Origin of the sequence: Rhizobium sp. AP16 (assembly GCF_000281735.1) — a bacterium.
Classification (GTDB): Bacteria; Pseudomonadota; Alphaproteobacteria; order Rhizobiales; family Rhizobiaceae; genus Rhizobium; species Rhizobium rhizogenes.
This window is the reverse complement of record NZ_AJVM01000045.1, coordinates 20,331-32,627: the sequence shown is the minus strand read 5'-3', so window position 1 is coordinate 32,627 and position 12,297 is coordinate 20,331. Positions and strand designations below refer to the sequence as shown.

Sequence of the window (12,297 nt, the reverse complement as noted above, 5' to 3'; positions counted from 1 at the left end):
AATTCCAACGGACAGAGAACGGGACGCGGGATCCAACCATGACCAAAAGCAATCGCCGGCTGGATATCGTGCTTCTCCTCGGTATAGCCGCCCTGATACTACTCCCATGGTATCGGATAGAAGGCGGCTTCTTCGGCTTTGGCTGGCTTTCCAGTTTTCCGGGCGACCCCTCCACAGCACCCGGACTATTGGAAATCGTCCAGCACGGTCGGTGGTGGCTCGCGGCAGCCGTTGTGCTGCTTCTGCTTGGCGGCGTCGCGCGCTTCCTGTCCAATCCGATGCACCGCGGTGCGCTGCTTGCCTGGGCGGGGGGCCTCGGTATTTTCTTTCTGACGCTGCAGGGCCTTGCAATCGTCACCTCCGGCTGGAGCTGGACGATCAGTGAAACGCTGTTCGGCGCCCTTGCGGATGGGCAGCCGCCGATGGGCGCGGGCGCTGTCCTCACCGGCATCGTCTTCGTCCTGCTGTTCTCTTTTGGCCTTGCCGAACGCGGCGTCATGAAGGGCGATGCCTTCGTCGTCAGCGCGATTGCCATGCTGATCATCCTGGTCGCGATCTTCGTTTTCTACCCGGTCGGCAGCATGTTCGTCGGCGCCTTCCAGGCTTTCGATGGATCGTTCAACCCGGATGGCTTCATTACCAACATCCAGGATCCCTCGGTCTGGAGCTTAAGTTGTCTCGTCGGCGGCGACCGCTGCGGCGTCGCCTGGCGTACGCTCTGGCTCGCGATCATGACGGCCAGCGGCGCGACCCTGCTGGGTCTTTGCTTTGCGCTGGTCGCGACGCGGACCCGTTTTCCGTTCAAGAAGGGGCTTCGGCTCCTGACGATCCTTCCCATCATCACGCCGCCCTTCGTTGTCGGCCTTGCCCTTACCCTGCTTTTCGGGCGTGCCGGTGTCGTCACGCAAACCCTCGCCTCTGTCTTTGGAACGGAGCCTGGCCGTTGGCTCTACGGCCTGACCGGCATCTGGATCGCCCAGGTCCTGTCCTTCACTCCGATCTCCTTCCTTGTCTTGATCGGCGTCGTCGAAGGTGTCAGCCCGTCCATGGAGGAGGCATCGCAAACGCTCAGGGCCGATCGCTGGCGCACGTTCTGGCGCGTCTCCCTGCCGTTGATGAAGCCCGGCCTCGCAAACGCCTTCCTGATCGCCTTCATCGAAAGCATGGCCGACTTCGGCAATCCCATGGTTCTCGGCGGCAGCCATGGCGTGCTGTCGACGGAGATATTCTTCGCTGTCGTCGGCTCGCAGAACGATCCGTCGCGGGCAGCCGTCCTGGCCATGATCCTGCTGTTCTTCACCATGTCGGCCTTCATCGCCCAACGCTTCTGGCTGGCGGGCAAGAGCTTCGCAACAGTCACCGGCAAGGGCGATTCCGGTGCCCATATCGCCCTGCCTCGCGGTCTCTCCATCGCGGTCCATGCGATCGTCATCCCCTGGATGCTCTTCACCGTCATCGTCTATACGATGATCCTTTTTGGCGGGTTCGTGCGGACCTGGGGTCTGGATAACAGCTTGACGATCCAGCACTACGTCAAGGCGTTCTCGATCGGCTGGCGCGATGACGGCGGCATTGCCTGGACGGGCGTTGCTTGGAATTCCTTCTGGACGACGATGGAAATCGCCTTGATCTCCGCGCCGCTGACGGCCGCCGTTGGCCTGCTCACCGCCTATCTGATCGTCCGCCAGAAATTCGTCGGCCGCAATCTTTTCGAATTCGCGCTGATGATGAGCTTTGCCATCCCCGGCACCGTCATCGGCATCAGCTACATCATGGCCTTCAACCTGCCGCCGCTGGAGATGACGGGAACGGCGCTGATCCTAGTTGCCTGCTTCGTGTTCCGGAACATGCCCGTCGGCGTGCGCGGTGGCGTCGCGGCCATGAGCCAGCTCGACAAAAGCCTGGATGAAGCATCGCTGACGCTCGGCGCGGACAGCTTCCGGACGATCCGGAAAGTGATCCTGCCGCTGTTGCGACCGGCGATCACCGCTGCGCTGGTCTATTCATTCGTGCGGGCAATTACCTCGATCAGCGCGGTCATCTTCCTGGTCAGCGCGCAATACAACATGTCGACCGCCTATATCGTGGGCCTTGTCGAAAACGGCGAATACGGCGTTGCCATCGCCTACTCCTCCGCGCTCATCGTCGTGATGATCGTCATTATCGCAAGCTTCCAGCTTCTGGTCGGCGAACGGCGTCTGCGGCGCGAGAACCGCGTCGCGACCACGGCGACCGCCGTATCGTCCGCACCTATCCGTCAGGAGAAAACCGCATGAACATGAACTCCTCCGGTTCCGTCGTCTTTGAGAGCGTCGCCAAGACTTTCGGGGCATTCACCGCCATACCGGACCTGTCCCTGACCATCGAGCCGGGTACTCTCGTGACGCTGCTCGGTCCTTCGGGTTGCGGCAAGACGACGACGCTGCGCATGCTTGCAGGCCTCGAACATCCCTCCGCCGGCCGCATCCTGATCGGCGGCAAGGACGTCACCATGTTGCCGGCCAACGAGCGCGATGTGTCGATGGTCTTTCAGTCCTACGCGCTCTTTCCGCATATGACGGCGTTGGACAATGTCGCCTACGGGCTGGAATCCTCAGGGATCAGACGCAAGGAGGCCCGCGAGCGGGCCGAAGACGGGCTCAAGCTCGTGGGCCTGTCCGGAATGGGGCAGCGCCTTCCCGCCGAGCTATCCGGCGGCCAACAGCAGCGCGTCGCGGTCGCCCGCGCGCTTGTGCTGGAACCGCAGGTGCTGCTTCTCGACGAGCCGCTCTCCAACCTTGACGCCCGCCTGCGCCGGCGCGTCCGCACTGAGATCCGCGAGTTGCAGCAACGCCTCGGCTTCACCGCGGTCTACGTTACCCATGATCAGGACGAAGCTCTCGCCGTTTCCGATCGCATCATCATCATGAAGGAAGGCAAGATTGCCCAGCAAGGTACGCCGCGGGAACTGTATGACACGCCGGCATCCGCCTTCATCGCGGACTTCATGGGTGAGGCCAATGTCGTGCCCTGCGACATCATCGGCATAGAAGACGGCCGAGCCACCATCAATATTGAGGGCCTGGAGCATCGCGTGCCCGGCCGCAATCTGCGCATGGGGCCGGCGCAACTGGCGATCCGCCCCAATGCCGTAACCTTGGCTCCCTACGCGCCGGAAAGCTCGTTTAACGGCCGGATCACCCATGCCGCCTATCTCGGCGACCATGTGGAATATGAAGTCAAAATCAACAGCGGCACGCTCTTCGTCGTCGATCCCGCGGTGGAGACACCGTTTGAGCCTTCGACCGACGTTGCAATCCGCTTCAAGGATCGCGGGATCGCCATCATCGGCGGTTGAAAGCTGCCATTTCTAAAGAGGAACTTGCATGACAGAGCATGTTGTCGCCGGCCTGGAAGCGCGTCTTGCGCGGGCAAAAGAGGTTGGACGTGAAGCGGGAGCGCTGGCGATCGATTATTTCAACCGCCGCGAAACGCTGATCATCGAAACCAAGCGTGACCTGCAGGATGTGGTGTCGATCGCCGACCGGGATGTCGAAAACCTCATTCGCAACCGGTTTCACGAGACCTATCCGAATGACGGCATCCTGGGCGAGGAATATGGGTTGGAGACCGGTACGTCCGGCTTTACCTGGGTTATCGATCCCATCGATGGGACAAGTCCCTTCGTCAATGGCATGCCGAACTGGTGCGTTTCCATCGCATTGCTGCATGACGGTGTCCCCGTCATCGGCGTCATCTCCGCGCCGTGCCACAATGAACTCTATGCCGCCGCACTTGGCATGGGCGCGACCCTGAACGGCAAGACGCTCACGCTGGACGCCGCTCGCAACATTCGCAACGCTGTAACAGGCATTGGCGCCAACAACTACGTCACCCCGGCTTTTGTAGGTAAAATGGTCGAAAACTTGCTGGAAGCGGGCGGCAATTTCATCCGCAACGGTTCCGGCGCCCTGATGCTGGCCTATGTCGCCGCCGGCCGTCTCGTCGGCTACTACGAGCCCTATATGCACGCCTGGGATTGCATGGCCGGATACTGCCTCGTCAAGGAGGCCGGCGGCTGGTATCACCCCTTCCCGACCGAAGGCGAAAGATTGACCAAGGGGTCGGTCGTCCTGGCCGCAGCACCCGGCGCGATCGATGATCTGCGCCGGATTGCCGGTCTATGAAAACTATCATTCCGCGGTGGTTTTAAGGAGCGGCTTTCTCAGACGTTCCGGCTGCTCAATGCCAACTGCAAACGCAAAGGCAGGCGGGCGTTCCTTCAGCAGTAGAATCATGGAGGAAAATTCACGTCGATTGACAAGTTGCTCGACCGCATGAAAAAACGCCTACAACCAAAGATAACTGACCGATGGTCTCTGCTGACAGGTTATGAAAATGGCGTCTTACGTTTCTCCAGCAAGCGCGTCACATTTGGCCGAAAGCTGGCGCTGGACAGGACATCAATCCACATCGGACGCCGATCCTTGCCGCTGACGACCATTGCGGATTTTCATTTCATCGACGGTACCGACAATGGCGATGATTATCGCAAGCTGAAGATCCGGACACTGCGCAAGGAATATACGATCGACGAACGCAAGATCATCAATCCGCAGGTCGTTGCGGGCCTGTTCCAGCAACTGGCGGATGGCATCTAACGCATTATCAGAGAAAGCGTCCGCATGAGCAACGACATCGGTGATGAAATGCAGGACGCTTTCGTCGTCGAAGATTTTGACACGATGAAGAAGCTTATTCTCGCAGGTTCCAGCCCAAACTCCGCAGATAGGAGAGACGGAAGTCCAATCATCCTACGCGCGGCGGTTACACGCGATCTTGATATGATAAACTTCCTGATTGGTCAGCAGGCAGACGTGGATAGCCGTGGTCCAAAAGGTTTGACGGCACTTCATGCCGCTGCACTGTATGGTTTCGTGGAAATCCTGCAGAGACTGATAGAAGCTGGTTCCGATACGAATGCCAAAGACGCCGAGGGCGCAACCCCATTTGCCTTTGCCCTCGCCAGTAAAGATCAAGGCGCAACGATTGAGATGGCGAAAATACTGATCGCCCACGGCGCTGATAAAAGCGTAAAGAACAGCCAAGGTCGGATATTGCTGGATGTCTACAAAGAGATTACCGGCAAAACATATGACGGTATATAAATACCGTAAACTCTGACTCGAAAGCGAGGCTAGCCCGAGGCAACGCCCCCTACGAATCATCCACGAAATCGCCCGCTGCTCTTGCATAGCGGACTTCCATGCCTAGTTTTCTATGCGGTTGCGGATGCTGTCTGCGCTTTCGTCTCAAAACGAAGGAGCTCAGAGAACGCCGATTGTGTTCCTTCGATCGGCGACGATAGAACAGCTTCCTTGCTGACATGCATGTAAAGAAAAAGCTTCTGGGGAGGGAGCAGCATCGTGATCCTGTTTGGGCGAAAAGCATGCGAAATTAAACAGCAACTCCGTCCCGCATCCACTGTCATTCCCTACAACGGAGTCCCCCTCTTATGCCTAGATTTCTGGGATTTCCGATCCATTAACCAATGGTTAACCATAATAGCGCTTATCTCAATTCTGATGAAGGCCCTGTTCAAATCCATCGGGTAACTTTCCCGCCAATATGACGATAGACGACGACCGCGATTACAAAGATGCACCTATTCAAAATAATAGCGCTGCTGACGTTGGCCGGTCTGGCGACCAGTTGCACAACGACGGGCGGCGTACGGCAATCGACGGGTCCGGAAACGGTTGCTAACGAAAAAGCGCTGGCATTTCTGCCGCCAGGCGGTCCCGCCATCGTCAATGTGATCGAGCGGAAGCACAAGGACGATGTGGAGCAGACGATTTCACTTGCCACGTCCTCGTCGGTGGTCGGCCAGAATTTTCTGAAAATACAGTTCCTTGGTGTATCCGGAGGCAGCCCTGGGCTGGGCAGCACGCCTTACAAAGCTGTCAGCGAAAATGCGATAGCGCGCGAACTGGCGGCGGCGACACCGGGCGTCAGGCTCGCCCGCTCGGCGACCTTTGTGCAGAATACCTATGGTCCGTTCGGTTATGCTTCCGGTCAAAGCCGCGCTGGCGATACCTGCCTCTACGCCTGGCAGCAAATTCGGGCCGGTCACTCCACGCAGGCACAATTGCAAAACTTCAGCATGGTTCAGGTTCGGGTCCGACTATGCGACGCCCACGCAAACGAGCGTCAGCTTCTGAGTACAGTCTATGGCTATACAATTGCCGGGGGATTTGTGAACGAAGCACTCAATCCATACGGAACGGTGCGCGGAGCCGACGCGGTGCTTGTTCGCCCCGGAGATCCCGTCTATCCGGACACAAGCGGCTATCGCAGCAACGCGACGCCGATCGGTTATGAAGCCGCCCCTCCTGCTGTGCGTACCGTGGTCGTGCGCCGCCAGGTCGTCGCCTCACCGCAAGCCTTACCAGCCGCGACCCTTCCGCAGGCAATTGGGCCACGAGTGCCATTCCCGGGGGAACAATACGACCAGGGCCAGGCGAACGCGGTCCCAATGCCGACAACGACAACAGGACAAGCGCAGCCAGCAGCGACACAAACCTATAGCACGATCGTACCCTCACCGGATTGTATTGGTGCAGTGGCCAACGCTGCCTGTATGAAATAGATTTTTTAATCATTTGGAGCGCCAGGATGGCGCTTGGCGAATACCTTTTGAAGGAACACCGATGCAGACAGCACGAAGCATCTTGATATGGGCTGCCGTTTCCCTATGCGGCATCGTGCTGATCACATTGCCGGTCAACCTGCAAACCCAACTGATTGCCAGCGTCTTTGCCGTCACCTTCATGGCCGTGATCAAAGTCCTGAAGCGCCAGGGCACCTGGCGGCTGGTTGCGCTCGCCTTAGGCACTTCGATCGTGCTCCGCTATGTCTATTGGCGCACGACCAGCACCCTGCCGCCGGTCAACCAGCCCGAAAACTTCATCCCCGGCCTGCTGCTTTATCTTGCGGAAATGTACAACGTGGCGATGCTGATGCTCAGCTTGTTCATCGTTGCAACGCCCCTACCTTCACGCCCCGCCCGCGCAGCAAGGGTACAGCAGTTTCCTTCCGTCGACGTTTTCGTCCCGTCCTATAATGAAGACATCAACCTTCTGGCCAATACATTGGCGTCCGCCAAGGCGATGGACTATCCGGCCGACAAGCTCACAGTCTGGTTGCTCGACGATGGCGGCACACTGCAGAAACGCAACTCCACCAAGGTCCTGGAATCGCAGGCGGCAATTGCGCGTCATAACGAGCTCCAACAGCTTTGCCAGGAGCTCGATGTCAAATATCTGACGCGTGAACGCAACGAACACGCCAAGGCCGGAAACCTCAACAACGGCCTTCAGCATTCGAACGGCGACCTGATTGCCGTCTTCGACGCGGACCACGCGCCGGCTCGCGATTTTCTGCTCGAAACCGTCGGTTATTTTGAAGACGACCCGAAGCTCTTTCTCGTCCAGACGCCGCATTTCTTCATCAATCCGGACCCGCTTGAACGCAATCTGCGAACCTTCGACAACATGCCGAGCGAGAATGAGATGTTTTACGGCATCATTCAGCGCGGCCTGGACAAATGGAATGCGGCCTTCTTTTGCGGTTCAGCGGCGGTGTTGAGCCGCAAGGCGCTTGAGTCCCAAAGCGGCTTCAGCGGCATCAGCATCACCGAGGATTGCGAGACCGCGCTTGCGCTGCATGGCGCCGGCTGGAACAGCATCTATGTCGACAAGCCGCTCATTGCCGGTTTGCAACCCGCCACTTTCGCAAGCTTCATCGGCCAGCGCAGTCGCTGGGCGCAAGGCATGATGCAAATCCTGCGTTTTCGCTTCCCGCTGCTGAAGCGAGGCCTCACCCTGCCACAGCGTCTTTGCTATATGTCCTCGACGCTGTTCTGGCTTTTCCCCTTTCCACGCGCCATCTTTCTGTTTGCCCCTCTCTGCTACCTGTTCTTCGATCTGGAGATCTTTACCGCGTCGGGCAGCGAATTCCTCGCCTACACACTTGCCTACATGCTCGTGAACCTGATGATGCAGAACTATCTCTACGGATCCTTCCGCTGGCCGTGGATTTCGGAACTCTACGAATATGTGCAGATGGTGCATTTGCTGCCTGCCGTCATCTCCGTCATCTTCAATCCGAGAAAACCCACCTTCAAGGTCACCGCCAAGGATGAATCGATTGCGGTCAGCCGCCTTTCCGAGATCAGCCGTCCCTTCTTCGTCATTTTTGCGGTACAGGTCATCGCGCTTGCGATCACGATATATCGCATCTATGCCGAGCCCTATAAGGCCGATGTGACGCTTGTCGTTGGTGCCTGGAACCTCATCAACCTGATCCTGGCCGGTTGTGCATTGGGCGTTGTGTCGGAACGTGGCGAACGATCCTCCTCCCGTCGCATCAGGGTCGACCGTCGCAGCGAACTTGGCGTCAACGGCAAGTGGCATTCCGCCTCAATCGAGGACGTTTCAGTCCATGGTGCGCGGCTGAATGTATTCAACAAGGAGCTTGATGCGTTGGTTGTCAGTGCGGAGGCGACACTCCGCTTCCACCCCTATGGCGGTGGCGAGGTGCAAACGTTGCCGGTCGTGGTGCGCAATATCCATCCGTCCGGCGACATCACGACGATCGGGTGCCAGTATGTGCCCAAAGGCGCATCAGATCACCGTTTGATCGCGGATCTGGTATTTGCAAATTCCGATCAATGGACGCAATTCCAGAAGGGCCGCCGCCGCAATCCCGGCATTATCCGCGGGACGATCTGGTTCCTGGGATTGTCGCTCTACCAGACGAGCCGCGGCCTGCTTTATTTCTTCCGCAGTATGCGTCCGGAGCGCGAGGCAGAGCAACAAAAGGCAAAGGCAGGTAACAGATGAAAGCGATCCTTTCAGCTGTCATTTTGGCGATTGGTGCCGCCACGCTCGCTTCCGCGCAGACCCTGCCTTTCGACATGTCGCGAGAGCGGCCGCAAACATCGGCGCCGACCGTACCGCAGGCAGTCCTGCCGGCGCCGGCGCAAAACACACCCGCGCCTAGTACGGCAGCCGCGACAACCGCCAACAGCAGTTTTCAGCGATATGTCGTACCCTTCGCAAAATTTCGGCTGGAAGGCGAATATGATCGAAAGTCATGGTCGATCTATCTTACCCCCGAACAGGCGGCGGCGGCGGCTAAATTCAATTTCGCCTATCAAAATGCTGTGGTCGTCGCGCCCGAGGCGTCACAACTGACGATCTTTCTCAACAACCGCCCGATCGGCCAGCAGCAAATCGGATCATCGGACAATCCGTCGACGGTCAGCTTCGACGTTCCACGCGGTCTGTTGCAACCGGGAGCCAACCTGGTGTCGTTCGAAGCGACGCAGCGTCATCGCACCGACTGCAATATTCAATCGACCTATGAACTCTGGTCCGATATCGATCCCGCAAGGACCTATTTGAGTTTTACCGAAGAGAATTCGCAAAAGCTGTCGGGCACGGACGCCATCCGCGCCATCGGCGTCGATGGCGCTGGCAAGACGGAATTCAATCTTGTGGTACCGGCGTTGGCCCAGCCCGGCACCACAAAGCCCCTGCTCAGGCTGGCACAAGGTCTTTCGGTACTCAGCGGAATGCCGAATGAGACCTTCTCCTTCAGCACGGATTCATTGCCGCCACCAGGCCCCGGAAAGATGACTGTCGTCGTCGGTACGCCCGCCGAACTGCAACCGTTATTTCCAACGCCCGCCGCCGCGCAAAATGCGGCCCTTGCAACCTTCGTGCGGGATCCACGCACCGGTTCGACAGTCCTTCTCATCAGCGGGCCGTCGTGGCAGTCGGTCGCGGCTGCGATCGATATCGTCGTGTCACCGACCGACCGGGATCCAGGTATCCGCCGCGACTTGCTGGTGACCCAGCGATGGTCCGCTCCGGATGCACCGTTGATCTTGTCGGACACGAACCTTTCATTCTCGCAATTGGGCATAGAGACGACGGAGTTTTCAGGTCGCCGTTTCCATACGAGTTTCAATGTGGCGATCCCGGCGGACTTCTATGCCAATGCCTATGGAGAGGCGACCATCTATCTCGATGCAGCCTATGCCAAGAATGTGCGGCCCGGCAGTCATATCGATGTCTATGTCAACGGCAGCATTGCCACGACCAAGCCGATTACCTCGCCTGGCGGCGGTATTTTCCGGAAGCTGCCCATTCGCGTGACGATGCGTCACTTCAAGCCTGGCCTCAACACGGTAACATTGGAAGCCATGCTGCTGACCAATGACGACGACGTCTGCACGCCCGGCACGACGGCAGACAAAACAGCGCGTTTCGCGCTGTTCGACACAAGTACGTTTCAGATTCCGGATTTCGCCAGGGTCGCCCAGCGCCCGAATCTCGCGGCTTTCGCCGGCACGGGTTATCCCTATGGCCGCAGCAGTACCTCCACCGCATTGTTCATCGACCGAACCGACACCGATACCCTGTCCGCAACGGCAACGCTGTTGGGCCAGATGGCAATCGTCGCGGGACATCCAATCGCGGTCGACCTTATCGCATCACCGGGCAGCGCCGGGGACCGCAACGCGATCTTTATCGGTCCCATCTCGCAAATACCGGTCACGACATTATCGCAAATGAACATCGCGGCAGCGAGCCAGGCATCCTGGCGTCCTCCCCTGCCCGGACAAGTGGCCCAGCAGGAGAGTGCTGCCACCGTCGACGAATGGCGTTCGCGAATTGGAGGCGGCCTGTTGCAGCTGCAGCTCCAGTCGTTCCAGGACTGGATGCATCGCAATTTCGACATCTCCTGGAGCTCGCTGCAGTTCATTCCAGGGGCCGAGCAGATCTTCACACCTTCGAATCTCAACAGCTTCATGATTGCCCAGGGGGAAGGCGCGACGGCAAACTCCACATGGACGATCGTGGCGGCGCCCTCGGCAAAGGATCTGCGCGCAGGCGCCAACGCCATCACCTCGCTGGGCGAATGGTCGCAGATTGCCGGTCATGTTACCGTTTATTCCGCCAAGACCGGAAAGATCGATACCGTGCCCGTAAGCCGTTTCGATTTTGTGACGACGCAACCCTGGTCGTTTACCAACTATCGTCTGATCGCCGCGAACTGGCTTTCCAGCAATATCCTGTCCTATGCGCTGCTGCTGATTGCGTCCTCATTGCTGATCGGCATAACGACGGCGGGCATTCTCGCAAAGATCGGCAGGCGCGGATGAGGCACTGGCGCATCATGGCCGCTTTAAGCAGCATTGTTTTCTTGGCAATGAGCCAGCCGCTTGCGGCTCAACATGCCGCAATCGATCCACAGGCCTGGGAGGCCTACAAAGCAAAATTCCTCGACGCAAGTGGCCGGATTGTCGACAATGGAAACGGCAACATCAGCCATAGCGAAGGGCAAGGCTACGGCCTGTTGCTCGCCTACCTTTCAAACAGTCCGGCCGACTTCGAACAGATCTGGTATTTCACGCGAACGGAGCTGCTCCTGCGCGACGATGGTCTTGCGGCTTGGAAATGGGACCCTGCGACGACGCCTCACGTCGCTGACACCAACAATGCGTCCGACGGTGACATACTGATCGCCTATGCATTGGCGCTGGCGGGATCGGCCTGGAGCAAAAAGGATTATCTGAGCGAGGCATCGCATATGGCGCAGGCGCTGCTTTCCCATGCCGTCGTCCAGGTCGGGGGCCGGACTGTCCTCCTTCCTGGCGCCGAAGGCTTTGGAGCCACCGATCGTGACGACGGCCCGGTGATCAACCCGTCATACTGGGTTTATGAGGCACTCCCCGTCATGGCGGTCCTGGCGCCTTCCGACAATTGGCAAAAGCTGAAGGACGACGGTCTCTCGCTACTGCGGTCAATGCAGTTCGGACCACGAAAGCTGCCGGCGGACTGGGTGAGCCTGCATGCCAAGCCAAGCCCGGCGGAAGGTTTTGACGCAGAATTCGGTTACAATGCCATCCGCATCCCGCTTTATCTCGTGCGCGCGGGTATAACGGACAAAGCGCTGCTGACACGATTGCAAGCGGGCATAACCGGCGACGGCGATGCCCCAGCCATAATCGACCTTGCGACTGGCAGATCGAAGCAGCCGCTGACGGAGCCCGGTTATCGAATTGTTAACGATGTTGTGGCGTGTGTGACGAGTGGGACGAAATTACCCGCGTCGGTTCGCCAATTCGCACCGTCCCTCTATTACCCGTCGACCCTACAATTGCTGGGCCTGGCTTTCATCGAGGAGAAGCATCCGGAGTGTTTATAAAATCCTCTCTGATTACGGTTTCCTTGGCAGTCGCGGCAA

General features: G+C 58.5%; 9 protein-coding genes and 1 pseudogene. 9 read left to right on the top strand and 1 reads right to left on the bottom strand.

The features are described 5' to 3' along the window. Positions 1-38 precede the first annotated feature (38 nt). The 5 genes from PMI03_RS15285 to PMI03_RS30720 all read left to right on the top strand — a co-directional run bounded on the left by PMI03_RS15285 (position 39) and on the right by PMI03_RS30720 (position 5,147). Positions 39-2,276, top strand: coding sequence for an iron ABC transporter permease (locus PMI03_RS15285; RefSeq protein ID WP_007694774.1), 2,238 nt, complete (start codon positions 39-41; stop codon positions 2,274-2,276). Beyond that, positions 2,273-3,337, top strand: a complete 1,065-nt coding sequence (locus tag PMI03_RS15280) for an ABC transporter ATP-binding protein (protein WP_007694773.1) — start codon at positions 2,273-2,275, stop codon at positions 3,335-3,337. Before PMI03_RS15285 ends, PMI03_RS15280 begins: the two co-directional genes overlap by 4 nt. 28 nt (positions 3,338-3,365) lie before the next feature. Then, positions 3,366-4,166 carry an inositol monophosphatase family protein gene (locus PMI03_RS15275; RefSeq protein WP_007694770.1) on the top strand — a complete coding sequence of 267 codons (801 nt, stop codon included), beginning with the start codon at positions 3,366-3,368 and terminating at the stop codon, positions 4,164-4,166. A 300-nt stretch (positions 4,167-4,466) separates the two neighbouring features. Then, positions 4,467-4,640 (top strand): hypothetical protein, encoded by a 174-nt coding sequence (locus PMI03_RS31715; RefSeq protein ID WP_007694768.1) that lies wholly within the window; start codon positions 4,467-4,469, stop codon positions 4,638-4,640. Between the two features lie 24 nt (positions 4,641-4,664). Continuing rightward, complete coding sequence (locus PMI03_RS30720; protein WP_052034278.1) at positions 4,665-5,147, top strand: ankyrin repeat domain-containing protein; 483 nt, start codon at positions 4,665-4,667, stop codon at positions 5,145-5,147. 134 nt (positions 5,148-5,281) lie between these two features. Here the strand turns inward: PMI03_RS30720 and PMI03_RS31025 are convergent. Then, positions 5,282-5,404: pseudogene (locus PMI03_RS31025) on the bottom strand (Fic/DOC family N-terminal domain-containing protein); the annotation flags it as partial. A 234-nt stretch (positions 5,405-5,638) separates the two neighbouring features. On the opposite strand from PMI03_RS31025, the gene bcsN reads away from it, so the two are divergent. The 4 genes from bcsN to PMI03_RS15245 all read left to right on the top strand — a co-directional run bounded on the left by bcsN (position 5,639) and on the right by PMI03_RS15245 (position 12,258). Continuing rightward, complete coding sequence (gene bcsN, locus PMI03_RS15260; RefSeq protein WP_007694765.1) at positions 5,639-6,628, top strand: cellulose biosynthesis protein BcsN; 990 nt, start codon at positions 5,639-5,641, stop codon at positions 6,626-6,628. A gap of 61 nt (positions 6,629-6,689) precedes the next feature. Next, positions 6,690-8,882, top strand: a complete 2,193-nt coding sequence (gene bcsA / locus PMI03_RS15255; RefSeq protein WP_007694761.1) for a UDP-forming cellulose synthase catalytic subunit — start codon at positions 6,690-6,692, stop codon at positions 8,880-8,882. After that, a complete protein-coding gene (locus PMI03_RS15250) occupies positions 8,879-11,212 on the top strand; it encodes a cellulose biosynthesis cyclic di-GMP-binding regulatory protein BcsB (protein WP_007694759.1) in 2,334 nt (777 codons plus the stop codon). The genes bcsA and PMI03_RS15250 overlap by 4 nt, the downstream gene beginning before the upstream one ends. After that, positions 11,209-12,258, top strand: coding sequence for a glycosyl hydrolase family 8 (locus tag PMI03_RS15245; RefSeq protein WP_039974105.1), 1,050 nt, complete (start codon positions 11,209-11,211; stop codon positions 12,256-12,258). The genes PMI03_RS15250 and PMI03_RS15245 overlap by 4 nt, the downstream gene beginning before the upstream one ends. Positions 12,259-12,297: the final 39 nt, after the last annotated feature.

Bases quoted from the DNA above. Each gene is read 5' to 3' on its own strand.
- PMI03_RS15285 (WP_007694774.1), top strand. From the start codon at position 39: ATGACCAAAAGCAATCGCCGGCTGGATATCGTGCTTCTCCTCGGTATA.
- PMI03_RS15280 (WP_007694773.1), top strand. From the start codon at position 2,273: ATGAACATGAACTCCTCCGGTTCCGTCGTCTTTGAGAGCGTCGCCAAG.
- PMI03_RS15275 (WP_007694770.1), top strand. From the start codon at position 3,366: ATGACAGAGCATGTTGTCGCCGGCCTGGAAGCGCGTCTTGCGCGGGCA.
- PMI03_RS30720 (WP_052034278.1), top strand. From the start codon at position 4,665: ATGAGCAACGACATCGGTGATGAAATGCAGGACGCTTTCGTCGTCGAA.
- bcsN (WP_007694765.1), top strand. From the start codon at position 5,639: ATGCACCTATTCAAAATAATAGCGCTGCTGACGTTGGCCGGTCTGGCG.
- bcsA (WP_007694761.1), top strand. From the start codon at position 6,690: ATGCAGACAGCACGAAGCATCTTGATATGGGCTGCCGTTTCCCTATGC.
- PMI03_RS15250 (WP_007694759.1), top strand. From the start codon at position 8,879: ATGAAAGCGATCCTTTCAGCTGTCATTTTGGCGATTGGTGCCGCCACG.
- PMI03_RS15245 (WP_039974105.1), top strand. From the start codon at position 11,209: ATGAGGCACTGGCGCATCATGGCCGCTTTAAGCAGCATTGTTTTCTTG.